The organism is Serratia sp. LSHTC3 (genome assembly GCF_057197125.1).
Genome location: NZ_JBXUNP010000002.1, coordinates 19,917 through 34,396 on the forward strand (window position 1 = coordinate 19,917; position 14,480 = coordinate 34,396).

Sequence of the window (14,480 nt, forward strand, 5' to 3'; positions counted from 1 at the left end):
TGGAGAGCGGGGTAATAAAGACTGGTATTGTTTTGTTGTTATAATATAACATAACAGAAAAACGATAAGGCTTTACGCCGGCTGCGGCCGGTTTTTATTTCACCACAGGGATGCTCCACATGAGTACGACACGCCGGCGTCTTGGCACGCCCAGAAAATCTTTATGCCTGGCCGCCGCCTGGGTCGGTGGCGCACTGACGGCGCCGCTGGCTTTCGCCGCCGACTGCGATAAAGCCCGCAATGCCACGGGATGCGAAGAACATCTCACCGTGGAGGCGGCAGCCCCCGCCGGGCGCTACGATGCGTTGAACGCCGTGAGCCGCAGCGCGTCACAGCTCGGGCTGACCGCTCGGGAGACGCCGCGCAGCATCGATATCATCAGCGCGCGGGCGATCCAACAGCGGGGCGATCGCTCGCTGGCCGCCGCCGTCGAGCACGCCACCGGCCTGTCCGGCGTGGCCTCGCCGACGTTATCCAATAACTTTTCCGCGCGCGGTTTCCGGCCGATCGCCTGGCTGTATAACGGCGTAGAAATGCCCGGCAGCACGCTGCAGCTGGGCGATCCGGCGCATTACGACAGCATCGAGATACTGCGCGGGCCGGGATCGGCGCTGAACGGCCTGAGCGCCGCGGGCGGCAGCGTCAACTTGATCTCACGGCGGCCGACCTTCAGCCGCCAGCCGGTTGAACTCGACTATGGCTTCGGCAGCTACCGCAGCCAGCGTTTGCATCTGGGAGCCGGCGGCGCGCTGGTGGACGATGCGGTGGCGTATCGGCTGGACGTCAGCGGCAACGACAGCGGCAGCAACGTGCAGGACGAGCGCGATCGGCAGAAGCGGATTTCCGGCTCGCTGCTGTTTAAGCTGACCGACGATGCGCTGTTGACGCTGAGCCTGGACCGCATGCTCAACCGCACCAACAACCCTTACTACGGCACGCCGCTGCTGGATGGGCGCATTGCCGGCGAGCTGCGCGACATCAATTACAACAACCTGACCGACAGCCGTATTCAGAGCAACGCCACCGCATTTCAGGCCGGTCTGGACTGGTTTATGACGCCCGAAGTGGAATGGCATAACCAATTCTATTACTACAGCGGCTTTCGCGAATGGCGCAACGTCGAGCGTTTCCGCGTCGCGGCGGCGGCCCGGCCCGGCGACGTCAACCGCGACTCTTTCGGCGCCCTGGCGCACGACGACGATCTGATCGGCAACCGCAGTTCGCTGGTGTTCGATCGCGCCATTGCCGGTTTCGATAACCGGTTGCTGGTCGGCTTCGACCTGAGCAAGCGGCATTTTCAGTACTACTCCAACGGTTTCCCCGGTTCCGAAGACGTGCCGCTCGGCGCGCCGCCCAGAGAGCCGTTCGCGCAGGGCACCGATCGCCAACGCGCGCCGGTGCGCCACGTCACCCAGAATCAGTACGCCGCCTTTCTTGAAGATCGCTTCAGCCTGACCGAGCGTTTAGCGTTGCTGGGCCAGTTGCGCTACAACCATATGGACATGGACTGGCGCTTCCAGGGGCCGCAGGAAGAGAGCCGCGCGCGCACCTACGTTTTCAGCACCTGGAGCCTGGGCCCCAGCTATGCATTGACCGATAACCTCACGCTCTACGCCAACTACACCACCGGCCAGGAGCCGGGCAACGATCTGTTCTTCCTCAGCCCGGCGCAGATCGATCTGCCGCTGACGCGAGCGCGCCAGTGGGAGGCCGGCGCCAAAGGGCAATTTTGGGGTAACAAGGGCGAGGCGACGCTGGCGCTGTACGAACTGCGCAAGGACAACCTGTTTGTGCCCGACGCGCAGCGGCCGGATGCGTTGAACGCGGTAGGCAGGCAGACGTCGCGCGGCATTGAGCTTGGCGTGGTGCTGCGTCCCGACGAGCGCTGGGAGCTGGCCGGCAACGCCGCCTACGCGCACGCCCGCTACGACGACTATCGCGGCGGTAGCCCGCTGCGCAGCTACAACGGCAATCGCCCGGCCTATATCCCGGACTGGACCGCCAACCTCAGCGTGCATTATCAGGCGACGGAACGTTTGGGGCTGGCTTCTTCGCTGCGCTACGTCGGCAGCAGTTACAACGACGATGCTAACCGGCGCAAGATGCGCGCGTACACCACGCTTGATCTGGCGGCGGACTATCAGCTGACGCCGATCGTCGATGTCGGTTTCCGCATTCGCAACGCCACCAACCAGCTGTACGCCTATCAGCGCACCTACCCGGATCAGGCGCTGATTGCGCCGCCGCGCAGCTATGAAACCTTCGTGTCGGTCAGGTTCTGACGGCGTGAAACGTTCGCTTTACCTGTTGTTGTGCGTCCTGGGATTGGGCTGGGGCGCGCCGCTGCGTGCCGATGCCGTCAGCCTGCACAATTGCGGGGTAACGCGCGATTACCCGCAGCCGCCGCAGCGGGTGCTGGTTTACGCCAACCCGGCGCTGGAAAACCTGCTGGCGCTGGGGCTGGCCGGCCGTGCGATCGGCGTGGTCGGGTATGACCGCGCGCGCGATCCCACGCCGACGGCGCCGGCCGAGGCGCTGCGGGTGCCAGCCAGCCCGGCGCCGCCCACGGCGGAAGCGTTGCTGCTGATGCGGCCGGATTTTGTCTATTCGGCCAGCTATTACTGGCTGCACAGCCCGGAAACGCCCGATCGGGCGCGGCTGGCGGAATGGGGCATCGGCACTTATCTCTCTCCCGGCGCCTGCAGCGGCCAGCAAAGCGCGATCGCCGCCGCGCTGACGTTCGAAGACATTTTCACCGAGCTGCGGGAGCTGGCGCGTATCTTCAACGTCAGCCGCGCCGGTGAAGCGCTGATCGAACGGCTGCGCGGGCAGTTGGGGGCGCTTGAGCCGCAGCGCGCACAGCTGCCGCATTGGCGGCTGCTGTGGTGGTATGCCGGCGCGCAGACGCCCTATGTGGCCGGCTGCTGCGGCGCGCCAGGCTTGCTGAGCCGCAGCGTCGGCAGCGAGAACCTGTTCGGCGATCTGCCCGAGCTGTGGCCGACGGTGTCCTGGGAGATTATTGCCGCGCGCGATCCGGATGCGATCGTGCTTGGCGATCTGCCGCGCGGCGGCTTCGGGGACAGCGCGGCCGACAAGATCGCCTTTCTGGAGCATCACCCGCTGACCGCGACGCTGCGCGCCGTGCGTCAGCGGCGCTACGTGATCCTCCCCGGTTACGACATGGACCCTTCCGCCCGCACCGTGGCGGCGCTGGGCCGTTTGATTCGGGGCCTGGCGGCCTTGTCGCCGCAGGCTCCGACGCTTTCCAACAAGGAACCTTGATATGACTGCCGTTTCATTCTCTTCGCTGCTGGACTCCTGGGATCGCCAGCAGGCGGCCTACATCGCCGAACGCGAAGCGCGTTTTAACGCCCAGCTGGACGTGCTGGCGCTGGCCGTCGGCCAGGATTTTCACGTGCTGGATCTGGCCTGTGGCCCGGGATCGCTGAGCCTGCGTATTTTGCAGCGCTTTCCGCAGGCCAGGGTGACTGCCATCGATCTCGATCCGCTGCTGCTGGCGGTGGCGCGCGGCGCGCTGGCGGAGTATGGCGATCGGATCCGTATCCTGCAGGCCGATCTGGCGGATCCGGCCTGTTTTTCCGTGCTGTCCGGCCCCACGCCGCAGGCGGCGGTGTCCAGCACGGCGCTGCACTGGCTGATGCCGGAGCAGCAGCTGGCATTGTACCGTAACGTCGCCGGGCTGCTGGCCGCCGGCGGCGTATTCCTCAATGCCGATCATCAGCGCTGTGATCACCGTCAGCCGAGGTTGAAAGCGTTGGCGGAGCGGCACGACGAGCAGACTCAACAGCGCGCCTGGGACAGCGGAGTTGAGGATTGGGATCGTTGGTTCGCCGGCGCGCTGCAATCGCCGGACTTGGCCGCTTATCAGGCCGAGCGCGAAGCGCTGTTCGCCGGCCGCCCGGTACCGCCGCCGACGCCGGTGGATTTCCAGCTCGCGGCCCTCAGACAGGCCGGTTTCAGCGAGGCGGGGACGGTATGGCAGCTGTTGGACGACTATGTGATTGCAGGCTGGAAATAGCATGAGCCGGCGGTTACTGCCCGGCCGTGAGGGCGGCTGGTTGTTGCTGCTGGCGGCGGCGCTGCCGCTGGCCCTGCTGGGCGCCACCTTGTCGGGGCCCGCGCCGATCGCGTGGCGCGACGCCTGGCGCATTGTACTCGGCGTCAGCGGCGGCGCAGCGTCCGATGCCGAGGTGTATCAGCGCATCATCTGGTCGCTGCGGATGCCGCGCGCGCTGTTGGCGGCGCTGGCCGGCGCCGGGCTGGCGTTGGCGGGCACCGTGCTGCAGTCGCTGACCCGCAACCCGCTGGCCGATCCCTGGGTGCTGGGGATCTCCTCCGGCGCCGGCGTGGGGGCGGTGACGGTGTTGGTGTTGGGGCTGGGGGGCGGCCTGCTGTCGGTGTCCGGCGGGGCGTTTATCGGCGCGCTGGCGGCGTTTGCGTTGGTGATGCTGCTGGCCGGGCGTTCGCTGCAGGGGGAGTCCACGCTGTTTATTCTGGCCGGGGTGGCGGTGACGCAGCTGCTCTCCGCGCTGACTTCACTGATCACCCTCTGGCAGGCGGACGCCAACGCCACGCGCGGCGTGATGTTCTGGCTGCTGGGATCGTTCAGCGACGCGCGCTGGCCGCAGGTCGGGCTGTGCGGGCTGGCGCTGGCGGCGGTGCTGCTGCTTTGTTGGCTGCGGGCGGGCGAACTGGACGCGCTGGCGTTTGGCGGCGTGACCGCCGCTTCGCTGGGGGTGGCGGTGGCCCCGCTGAAGCTGCTGCTGTATGTGGCGACCACCGCGCTGACGGCGGCGATCGTCGCGTTCAGCGGCGCGGTGGGGTTTATCGGGCTGACGGTGCCGCACGTCGCCCGGCGGCTGGTCGGTTCGCGGCATCGGCTGCTGTTGCCGGCCAGCGCGCTGTGCGGCGCCCTGTTCGCCGTGGCGGCGGACACGCTGGCCAGAACGCTGTTTGCCCCGCGCGAGCTGCCGGTCGGGGTGCTGACCGCACTGCTGGGGGTGCCGGTATTCCTGCTGTTGCTGTATCGGAAGGTCAATGCATGACGATTGAAAAAGCGCGATCCGGCCTGTGCGCCGAGGCGGTGAGCTGGCGAGCGGGCGCACGCACGGTGCTGGAAAATCTCAGTTTCTGCGCCTTGCCCGGTGAGGTCACCGGCGTGCTCGGCGTCAACGGCAGCGGTAAATCCACGTTGCTCAAGCTGCTGGCCGGGCTGCAGCCCGCCGCCGGGGGCCGCGTTTGGCTGGAAGGGCGCGAAATTACCGCGTTTTCCGGGCGGGAGCGCGCCAGGCGCATCGCCTTTCTCGAGCAATCCGCCCCCGGCGCCTTCGCGCTGCCGGTGAAGGAGGCGGTGCTGCTGGGGCGCCTGGCCCATACCGGCCGCTGGCGCGGTTTCGGCGCCGAGGATCGCCGCCTCGCCGGGCAGGCGATGGAGCAAGTGGGCATCAGCCACCTGGCCGATCGCGATTGGCAGCGGCTGTCCGGCGGCGAACGGCAGCGGGTGCATCTGGCGCGCGCGCTGGCGCAGCAAACGCCGTGGCTGCTGCTGGACGAGCCCGCCAATCATCTGGATATCGCCCATCAACAGCAGTTTATGGCCTTGCTGCGGCGGCTGAAACTCAGCGTGGTGGTGACGCTGCACGATCTTAATCTGGCGGCCTGTTATTGCGATCGGATCGCGCTGCTGCAGCGGGGCGGGATCTGTGCGGCGGGCGCGCCGCGGCAGGCGCTGACGCCGGAGAACATTCGCGCGGTATACGGTGTGGAGGCCAGGCTGGCGGCGCCCGCCGGCTATGCGCCGCCGTTGATCTATTACCCCGCGCCGGGATGAGGGCGGCTGAAAGGGCACGTTTGGCCGATCACAATTTCGCCTCGCTGGCTAAAATAACTCCGTTTTATCGATTTTTTTGGGTTAGAATAACCGGATATGCGGTGAAAGGTATTTGCCGCTCAATGGGCAGTTAAGCGAGGCTATCATGTTGGAATTATTGAAAAGTCTGTTGTTCGCCGTGGTGATGGTGCCGGTGGTGATGGCGCTCATTCTCGGCCTGATCTACGGTTTTGGCGAAGTGTTCAACGTCTTCTCCAAAGTGGGCCGTTCGAAAGAAAACCGCACCCAGCACTGACCGTTCCCCATCCCGATACCCGCCGGCATTCCCCGGCGGGCATTCCTCAAGTTATCTCACGCTTTGCCGATAAACCGCATGACAAGCTTTCGCGCAACGTTATATTATTTTTTATATAACGAAGAGTGATAATGCACGTTAACTTGCGGAGAAAAACAATGAAACAGCAATGGACCAAATGGGTTGGCGGGATCGTTCTGGCATCGGGCCTGGTGGCTCAGGCTTCGGCGGCGGAAAAGATCACCGTGTTCGCTGCCGCGTCGCTGACCAACGCGCTGCAGGACATCGCCACCCAATATCAAAAAGGCAAGGACGTGCAGGTGGTTTCCTCCTTTGCGTCGTCCTCGACGCTGGCGCGCCAAATTGAGCAGGGCGCTCCGGCCGATCTGTTTATCTCCGCCGATCAGCAGTGGATGGATTACGCCATCGACAAGCAGCAGATGGTGAAAGACACCCGTTACACGCTGCTGGGCAACGAACTGGTGCTGATCGCCGCCAAGAGCGATAAGCAAGACAAGATCGCCATCGACAAGCAGACCGACTGGGCCAAGCTGCTCAACGGCGGCCGCCTGGCGGTGGGCGATCCGGATCATGTGCCGGCCGGCATCTACGCTAAGGAAGCGCTGGAACACCTGGGCGCCTGGAGCGCATTGGAGCCGAAACTGGCACGCGCCAACAATGTGCGCAGCGCCATGGCGCTGGTGGAGCGCGGTGAAGCGCCGCTCGGCATCGTCTACGGCTCCGACGCGGTCGCCAGCGACAAGGTGAAAGTGGTGGGCGTGTTCCCGGAAGACAGCCACAAACCGGTTGAATATCCGATGGCGATGGTGAAAGATCGTCAAAATCCGACGGTCAGCGCTTTCTATACCTATCTGAAGAGCCCGGAAGCGGCCGCTATTTTCGAACATTATGGATTCACCCCGCGTAAATGATTCTGAGTGAGTACGAGTGGCAGGCGGTTGAGCTGAGCCTGAAAGTCTCCGGTTTGGCGGTGGTCTGCAGCCTGCCGTTCGGCATTCTGATGGCCTGGGTGCTGGTGCGTTGCCGCTTCCCCGGCAAGGCGCTGCTGGACGGCGTCATTCACCTGCCGCTGGTGCTGCCGCCGGTGGTGGTCGGCTATTTGCTGCTGATCGCCATGGGGCGGCGCGGCGTTATCGGCGAGTGGCTGTACGACTGGTTTGGTTTCAGCTTCAGTTTCAGCTGGCGCGGCGCCGCGCTGGCATCGGCGGTGGTGGCGTTTCCGCTGATGGTGCGCGCCATCCGGCTGGCGCTGGAGGCGGTGGATACCCGGCTGGAGCAGGCGGCGCGCACGCTGGGCGCCAATCCGTGGCGGGTGTTTTTCACCATCACGCTGCCGCTGTCGCTGCCCGGCGTCATTGTCGGTGTGGTGCTGGCCTTCGCCCGTTCGCTGGGGGAGTTTGGCGCCACCATCACCTTCGTCTCCAACATTCCCGGTGAAACCCGCACCATTCCGCTGGCGATGTATACGCTGATTGAAACGCCGGGGGCGGAGGCCGCTGCCGCGCGTCTGTGCGTGATCGCCATCGTGCTGTCGCTGGCTTCGCTGATGGTGTCCGAATGGCTGGCCCGCTGGGGCCGCAAACGGATGGGGGTGTAAATGCTGGAGCTGGATTTCTCGCAGCAGCTGGGCGACCTCAATCTCAACGTCCGCGCCGATTTGCCGGCGCAGGGCATCACCGCGATTTTCGGCCTGTCCGGCGCGGGCAAAACTTCATTGATCAACGCCATCGGCGGCCTGACCCGCCTGCAGCAGGGGCGTATCGCGCTCAATGGCCGCACGCTGGCGGATACCGCCACCGGCCTCTGCCTGCCGCCGGAAAAGCGCCGTATCGGCTATGTGTTTCAGGATGCGCGCCTGTTCCCGCACTATCGGGTGCGCGGCAACCTGCAGTACGGCATGGCGGCCGGCATGCGCGCGCAGTTCAACACCATCGTCGAGCTGCTGGGCATCGGGCCGCTGCTTAATCGGCTGCCGCTGACGCTCTCCGGCGGTGAAAAACAGCGGGTGGCGATCGGCCGCGCGCTGCTGACAGCGCCGGAACTGCTGCTGATGGACGAACCGCTGGCCTCGCTCGATCTGCCGCGCAAACGCGAGCTGCTGCCGTATCTGGAGCGGTTGGCGCAGGACGTGAACATTCCCATCCTCTATGTCAGCCATAGCCTGGACGAGATCCTGCGCCTGGCCGAGCAGGTGTTGGTGCTGGATCGCGGCGAGGTGCGTGCGTTCGGCGGGCTGGAAGAAGTCTGGGCCAGCAGCGCGCTGCGGCCGTGGCTGCAGCGTGAAGATCAGAGCAGCGTGCTGCGCGTCAGCGTGATTGAACATCATCAACGTTATGCCATGACCGCGCTGGCGCTTGGCGATCAAAGGCTGTGGGTCAGCGGCCTCGACGCCGAACTGGGCACCCAGCTGCGCATTCGCATCAACGCCGCCGACGTCTCGCTGGTGCTGCAGCCGCCGGTCAACAGCAGTATTCGCAACGTCTTGCCGGCCAAGGTGAGCGAGTGTCTGGACGTGGACGGGCAGGTGGAAGTGAAACTGGCGGTCGGCGAACACGTGCTGTGGGCGCGCATCACGCCCTGGGCGCGCGATGAACTGGCGATCCGCCCCGGGCAGTGGCTGTATGCGCAGGTGAAGAGCGTGTCTATCAGCCGCGAGAGCCGCTAAGGCAGGCCCTCCCGGCGGGAGGGCGAAAAGATTACAGCACGCGGGTGCGGATCACCTCGGCGATACCCGGCTGCAGGTTATCGGCGATCACCAGATCGGCGCGTTCCTTGATGGCGTCATCGGCATTGCCCATCGCCACGCCCAACCCGACCGCTTCCAGCATGCTGATGTCGTTGTAGTTGTCGCCGAACGCCACCACCTGATCCATGCTCAACCCCTGCGACTCTACCCATTGACGCAGGCGTTTGCCTTTGCTGTTGCCGCCTTTGGCGATATCCACCTGATCGTGCCAGGACCATTCGCACGCCAGCCCCAGCTCTTTTTCCACCGTGTCGGCAAACTCGCGCAGCGCCGGAATATCGGCGTGCGAGGTGGCGAATTTCCAGATCGCCTGCGCGTCGTCGGCCGCCTGCGTCAGGCTGCCGACCTGCAGCAGCGTCGGGCGCTGCGCCGCCGGCAGGGTTTCGGCCCAGGCCAGCGAGCGAATCACATGGCCGCTCGGTTCCTGATACAGCATGGCGTCGTCAACGTACATCAGCCCGTGAATGTCGGTCTGTTTGAGCATCTGCAGCACCTGTTTGGCCTGCTCCTTCGCCAAGGGATCGGCGGCCAGCACCTTTTTCTGCTGAAAATCATACAGGTAGGTGCCGTTGCAGCAGATGGCCGGGGTATCTATCTGCAGCGCCTGGTAAAACGGATGGATGGCGACGTGGTGGCGGCCGGTGACCACCACCACCTGGACGCCGGCGGCGCGCGCCTGCGCCAGCGCTTCCAGCGACTGCGGTAAGATGCGTTTTTGGTTGTCCAACAGGGTGCCGTCAAGATCGAGGGCGATGACGCGGTAGCTCATAGGGTTCTCGTTATCGTTAGCCATAAAATTAATCCGATGGTACACCGGATAGCCTATGGAGAAAACCGCGTGAGCTTCCGGTGCTAAGCAGGGTTGCCATGCGACGGATGTGCGGTAAGCTAGGGGCAAGCGAACGGCCTGAAACCGGTTCCTCTTTTACCCTTTGCAAGGAGAACACATGAAGCAAATCGTTTATGTCGCCAGCCCGGAGAGCCAGCAGATCCACGTCTGGCAGTTGGACGACGCCGGCGCGCTGGCGCTGCTGCAAACCGTTGACGTGCCGGGCCAGGTGCAGCCGATGACCCTTCATCCGGACAAGACTCACCTGTACGTCGGCGTGCGTCCGGCGTTCGGTATCGTCAGCTACCGCATCGAGGCGGATGGCACGCTGCAGCAGGCCGGCATGGCGCCGCTGCCGGGCAGCCCGACCCATATCTCGACCGATTTGCAGGGGCGTTACCTGTTCTCCGCTTCCTACAGCGGCAACTGCGCCAGCATCAGCCCGATCGGCCACGACGGCGTGGTCACGGCGCCGATCCAGCAGATCGACGGCCTGAATGCGCCGCACTCGGCGAACATCGATCCGACCAACCAACTGGTGCTGGTGCCGTGTCTGAAAGAAGACCGCATCCGTCTGTTCAACCTGAGCCTGGCGGGCCAACTGACGCCGCACGCGCAGGACGCGGTGGATATCGCTACCGGCGCCGGTCCGCGCCATATGGCGTTCCACCACAACGACAAGTTCGCCTACTGCGTCAATGAGCTGAACGGCACGGTAGACGTGCTGGCCATTTCGGAAAACGGCGGCAAGTACAGCGTGACGCAAACGCTGGACATCATGCCGAGCGATTTCGACGGCACCCGCTGGGCGGCGGACATTCATATCACGCCGAACGGCCGCTTCCTGTATACCAGCGATCGCACCGCCAGCATTCTGACCCTCTTCAGCGTTTCCGAAGACGGCGGCACGCTGAGCGTGGTCGGCTATTATCCGACCGAAACGCAGCCGCGCGGTTTCAATATCGATCACAGCGGCCGCTTCGTGATTTCGTCCGGCCAGAAGTCCGATCACATCGCGGTGCATGAAATTGATCAGGCCAGCGGTAAGCTGACTACGCTGGCGCGTTATCCGGTGGGCAAAGGCCCTATGTGGGTAAGCGTGCTGGCGAAGTAATTAGTCAGCCAGACTCGAGTGGAAAGCGCGGTGCGGTTGACCGCGCTTTTTTATTGGCGGGGGATCAGTTGAACATCACCGTCAGCGTGGCGCTGCCGAGACTGTGGAAATGGACGTTAAAGCCCACCAGCGCGCCGCTGGACCCTTCATCCACCTCGATGCTTTCCACGTCCAGCGCGTGCACGGTGAACTGATAGCGGTGGCTTTCGCCATTCGGCGGCGCGGCGCCGCCGTAACCGGCCGAGCCGAAGTCGGTACGGGTTTGCAGCGCGGCGCTCGGCAGCGGCGCTTTGCCGGAGCCTGCGCCCTGCGGCAGCTCACGCACGTCGGCCGGGATATTGGCCACCACCCAGTGCCACCAGCCGGAGCCGGTTGGGGCATCAGGATCGTACAGGGTGACGACGAAGCTCTTGGTGCCCTCGGGCACGCCGTCCCAGGCCAGGTGGGGCGACAGGTTATCGCCGTGGTAGCCCATGCCGTTGAAAACCTGCGTCTGCGGCATTGTGCCGCCGTCCTGCAGATCGTTGCTGTACAAACGAAAAGCCATAATGACTCCCAGTTGCGATAAAAGCAGAGCCCTTAAGCTAGATCTTTTTGGTGGAACAATACAACCCCTTGCGCCAGCGGCGGGCGGTTGATCTCGACGGTAACATGCACCAGTTCGGGATGAACGGCCAACAGTCGACGTATCCTGTCGGCGGTGAGGGCGCGATCGGCGCTGCTCAGGGCGATGACGCAATGATATTTTCCTTTGCCGATGCGGCCTAAATGCAAATCTGTCAGCGTGAGCGAGTGGCCGGAGGTGGCCAGGGTCTGACGCATCTCTTGCGCCACGGGGGCGTCCATTTCGGCATCCAGCAAAATCTTCCCGCTATCGCGCATCAGGCTATAGGCCCAGGCGGCCACCATCATCGCGCCGACGATGCCCATCAACGGATCGAGCCAGGCGGCGCCCCAAAGCTTGCCGCCGAACAGCGCGACGAGGGCCAACACCGAGGTGGCGGCGTCGGCGATGACGTGGATATAGGCGGAGCGCAGGTTGAGGTCATGATGATGGTCATCGTGGTGATCCCCGTGGTGGTGATGGTGGCCGCCGCCGCGCAACAGCCAGGCGCAGAGCAGGTTGACGGCTAGCCCGATCGTACCGATGGCGATGGCTTCGTTATAATGAATCGGGCTGGGATTCAGCAGCCGCTGCGCTGACTGAAACAGCATCAGCGCCGCCACCAGCACCAACAACACCGCGCTGGTGTAACCGGTCAGCACTTCTATCTTCCAGGTGCCGAGGCTGAAGCGGCGATCCTTGGCCAACCGGCGTGCGGCGCCGTAAGCCAGCAGCGACAGGCCCAGAGCCAGCGCATGCGAGCTCATGTGCCAGCCGTCGGCCAGCAATGCCATCGAGTTAAACAGCCAGCCCCCGGCTATCTCGATGACCATCATACTGGCGGTGAGTATCACCGCCCATCTGGTGTTTCTTTCGGCCAATGGGTTACCATCGTCAAAAACGTGGCTGTGCTCGCGGTGCAAAGCGGGCGCGTGAGACGTCATGGTGAAGTTCCTCAGCAAAAGGTAGTGTGCTGAAATATACTATACCCCAGTATAGTAAATAACAATCAGGCGGAAATAATGAGCCATACCCTCAGAGATCAAAAGAAGCTGTTGGCGCGGGTGCGCCGCATTAAAGGGCAGGCCGAAGCGCTGGAGCGCGCGCTGGAGAGCGGCGGCGAATGTTCTGCTGTGCTGCAGCAGATCGCGGCGGTGCGCGGCGCGGTCAACGGTTTAATGGCGCAGGTGCTGGAAGGGCATGTGCGCGAACATCTGGCTGCCGCGGACGCGACGCCGCAGCAGCGCGAGCAGGACATCGAGCAATTGATGACCGTTTTACGTTCTTATATGAAGTAATCATGATTTCACTGAAAAAACGCACGCCGTGGTTCGGCTGGCTGCGCCGTTGGGCCAAAGGCATCAAGCGCGATATTTACGCGCTGTGGCTGGCCGCCCGTGATAAGCGCACCCCGTGGTATGCCAAGCTGATCGCACTGCTGGTGGCCGGCTATGCGATCTCGCCGATCGATCTGATCCCGGACTTCATTCCGGTATTGGGCTATCTAGACGACGTGATTATCGTACCGTTGGGCATCATGCTGGCGGTGCGCCTGATCCCCAAGCCGCTGATGGCCGAGCTGCGCGAGAAGGCGCAACAGCGCGTCGACAACCCCACCGGCCGCATGGCGGCGGCGATGATCATTTTACTCTGGCTGCTGTGCCTGGGATTGCTGGCCCGCTATCTCGACCAGCATTGGTAAGGCATTAACGCGCGGCGGCAGCCACGGCGGCGGTCAGGCGGCTGAGCTGGTCCGCTTCGATGATGTAAGGCGGCATCAGGTAAATCAGCTTGCCGAACGGCCGGATCCATACCCCGCGCTCGACGAACCCGCGCTGCAGCTCGGCGACATCCACCGGTTCGCGCATCTCCACCACCCCAATCGCCCCCAGCACCCGCACGTCCGCCACCTTCGGCAGCGCCGCCAACGGCAGCAGTTCCTGTTTCAGCTGGGCCTCGATGGCGCTCACCTGCGCCTGCCAGCGATTTTCCGCCAGCAGCGCCAGGCTGGCGTCCGCCACGGCGCAGGCCAGCGGATTGCCCATAAAGGTCGGCCCGTGCATAAAGCAGCCGGCCGCGCCGTTACTGATGGTCTCCGCCACGTGGCGGGTGGTCAGGGTGGCGGAAAGGGTCATGTAACCGCCGGTCAGCGCCTTGCCCAGGCAGAGAATGTCCGGCACCACCTGCGCGTGTTCGCAGGCGAACAGCTTGCCGGTGCGGCCGAAGCCGGTGGCGATCTCGTCGGCGATCAGCAGCACCTGATGACGATCGCACAGCTCGCGCACCCGCTTGAGGTAGGTTGGGTGGTAGATGCGCATGCCGCCGGCGCCTTGCACCACCGGTTCCAGGATCACCGCCGCCACTTCATCGGCGTGCTGCTCCAGCAGCGCGGCGAACGGCGCAATGTCTTCTTCGCGCCATTCCTCGTCGAAGCGGCACTGCGGCGCGGTGGCGAACAGGTGCGGCGCCAGATAGCCCTGATAGAGGCTGTGCATCGAGTTGTCCGGATCGCAGACCGACATCGCGCCGAAGGTATCGCCGTGATAGCCGTGGCGCAGAGTGAGGATGCGCTGCCGGCGCTCGCCGCGCGCCTGCCAGTACTGCAGCGCCATCTTCAGTGACACTTCCACCGCCACCGAACCGGAATCTGCCAGGAACACGCACTGCAGCGCTTCCGGCGTCATTTCCACCAGCCGACGGCACAGCGAGATGGCGGCCGGATGGGTGATGCCGCCGAACATCACGTGCGACATCTTCTCCAACTGCTGGCTGGCGGCCTGATTCAGACTCGGATGGTTGTAACCGTGGATCGCCGCCCACCAGGAGGACATGCCGTCCACCAGGCGCCGGCCATCCGCCAGCTGCAGCTCGACGCCGCTGGCCGACTCGATCGGGTAACAGGGCAACGGGCGGCTCATGGAGGTGTAGGGGTGCCAGATATGACGTTGGTCAAACGCCAGGTCGGAAGCGGTGACAGACATACTTGTAAACCAAATTGAATTAAGATTGGTTGACAGTAT

Annotated in this window: 16 protein-coding genes; 12 read left to right on the top strand and 4 right to left on the bottom strand. The window is 64.2% G+C overall.

Going from position 1 to position 14,480, the window contains the following annotated elements; translation table 11 throughout:
* The first annotated feature begins 119 nt into the window (after nt 1-119).
* The 9 genes from AC2CGI_RS07290 (at nt 120) to modC (ending at nt 8,832) form a co-directional block, all read left to right on the top strand.
* A complete protein-coding gene (locus AC2CGI_RS07290; protein WP_076740476.1) occupies nt 120-2,282 on the top strand; it encodes a TonB-dependent siderophore receptor in 2,163 nt (720 codons plus the stop codon).
* A 4-nt stretch (nt 2,283-2,286) separates the two neighbouring features.
* On the top strand, nt 2,287-3,282 hold the full coding sequence (locus AC2CGI_RS07295) for an ABC transporter substrate-binding protein (RefSeq protein WP_076740475.1): 996 nt from the start codon (nt 2,287-2,289) through the stop codon (nt 3,280-3,282).
* 1 nt (nt 3,283) lies between these two features.
* The gene (locus tag AC2CGI_RS07300; RefSeq protein WP_015376999.1) at nt 3,284-4,039 is read left to right on the top strand and encodes a class I SAM-dependent methyltransferase; all 756 of its coding nucleotides are present in this window, start codon (nt 3,284-3,286) and stop codon (nt 4,037-4,039) included.
* Between the two features lies 1 nt (nt 4,040).
* Nucleotides 4,041-5,066 (top strand): FecCD family ABC transporter permease, encoded by a 1,026-nt coding sequence (locus AC2CGI_RS07305; RefSeq protein ID WP_015377000.1) that lies wholly within the window; start codon nt 4,041-4,043, stop codon nt 5,064-5,066.
* The gene (locus tag AC2CGI_RS07310) at nt 5,063-5,851 is read left to right on the top strand and encodes an ABC transporter ATP-binding protein (RefSeq protein ID WP_015377001.1); all 789 of its coding nucleotides are present in this window, start codon (nt 5,063-5,065) and stop codon (nt 5,849-5,851) included. The genes AC2CGI_RS07305 and AC2CGI_RS07310 overlap by 4 nt, the downstream gene beginning before the upstream one ends.
* Nucleotides 5,852-5,996: 145 nt before the next feature.
* A complete protein-coding gene (locus AC2CGI_RS07315; protein ID WP_004939813.1) occupies nt 5,997-6,146 on the top strand; it encodes an AcrZ family multidrug efflux pump-associated protein in 150 nt (49 codons plus the stop codon).
* A 158-nt stretch (nt 6,147-6,304) separates the two neighbouring features.
* Nucleotides 6,305-7,078: a molybdate ABC transporter substrate-binding protein gene (gene modA / locus AC2CGI_RS07320; protein WP_015377002.1), complete on the top strand. Its 774-nt coding sequence runs from the start codon at nt 6,305-6,307 to the stop codon at nt 7,076-7,078.
* Nucleotides 7,075-7,764: a molybdate ABC transporter permease subunit gene (gene modB, locus AC2CGI_RS07325; protein ID WP_015377003.1), complete on the top strand. Its 690-nt coding sequence runs from the start codon at nt 7,075-7,077 to the stop codon at nt 7,762-7,764. Before modA ends, modB begins: the two co-directional genes overlap by 4 nt.
* Nucleotides 7,765-8,832, top strand: a complete 1,068-nt coding sequence (gene modC / locus AC2CGI_RS07330; protein ID WP_076740474.1) for a molybdenum ABC transporter ATP-binding protein ModC — start codon at nt 7,765-7,767, stop codon at nt 8,830-8,832. It begins immediately after the preceding gene.
* A 31-nt stretch (nt 8,833-8,863) separates the two neighbouring features.
* Here the strand turns inward: modC and AC2CGI_RS07335 are convergent, their stop codons facing one another.
* On the bottom strand, nt 8,864-9,682 hold the full coding sequence (locus tag AC2CGI_RS07335) for a pyridoxal phosphatase (protein ID WP_004939809.1): 819 nt from the start codon (nt 9,680-9,682) through the stop codon (nt 8,864-8,866).
* Nucleotides 9,683-9,860: 178 nt separating this feature from the next.
* Here AC2CGI_RS07335 and pgl point away from each other — a divergent pair, with 178 nt between their 5' ends.
* Nucleotides 9,861-10,856, top strand: a complete 996-nt coding sequence (gene pgl, locus AC2CGI_RS07340) for a 6-phosphogluconolactonase (RefSeq protein ID WP_076740472.1) — start codon at nt 9,861-9,863, stop codon at nt 10,854-10,856.
* A 64-nt stretch (nt 10,857-10,920) separates the two neighbouring features.
* Here pgl and AC2CGI_RS07345 read toward each other — a convergent pair whose 3' ends face one another.
* Both AC2CGI_RS07345 and dmeF read right to left on the bottom strand, forming a co-directional pair.
* Nucleotides 10,921-11,403: a kinase inhibitor gene (locus AC2CGI_RS07345; protein ID WP_016928694.1), complete on the bottom strand. Its 483-nt coding sequence runs from the start codon at nt 11,401-11,403 to the stop codon at nt 10,921-10,923.
* A 32-nt stretch (nt 11,404-11,435) separates the two neighbouring features.
* Nucleotides 11,436-12,404, bottom strand: a complete 969-nt coding sequence (dmeF, locus tag AC2CGI_RS07350; RefSeq protein WP_072062295.1) for a CDF family Co(II)/Ni(II) efflux transporter DmeF — start codon at nt 12,402-12,404, stop codon at nt 11,436-11,438.
* 78 nt (nt 12,405-12,482) lie between these two features.
* On the opposite strand from dmeF, the gene AC2CGI_RS07355 reads away from it, so the two are divergent.
* Nucleotides 12,483-12,758 carry a metal/formaldehyde-sensitive transcriptional repressor gene (locus AC2CGI_RS07355; protein ID WP_004939805.1) on the top strand — a complete coding sequence of 92 codons (276 nt, stop codon included), beginning with the start codon at nt 12,483-12,485 and terminating at the stop codon, nt 12,756-12,758.
* A gap of 2 nt (nt 12,759-12,760) precedes the next feature.
* Nucleotides 12,761-13,162: a YkvA family protein gene (locus tag AC2CGI_RS07360; protein WP_004939804.1), complete on the top strand. Its 402-nt coding sequence runs from the start codon at nt 12,761-12,763 to the stop codon at nt 13,160-13,162.
* A 4-nt stretch (nt 13,163-13,166) separates the two neighbouring features.
* Here the strand turns inward: AC2CGI_RS07360 and bioA are convergent, their stop codons facing one another.
* Nucleotides 13,167-14,441: an adenosylmethionine--8-amino-7-oxononanoate transaminase gene (bioA, locus tag AC2CGI_RS07365; RefSeq protein WP_076740471.1), complete on the bottom strand. Its 1,275-nt coding sequence runs from the start codon at nt 14,439-14,441 to the stop codon at nt 13,167-13,169.
* Between the last annotated feature and the right edge of the window lie 39 nt (nt 14,442-14,480).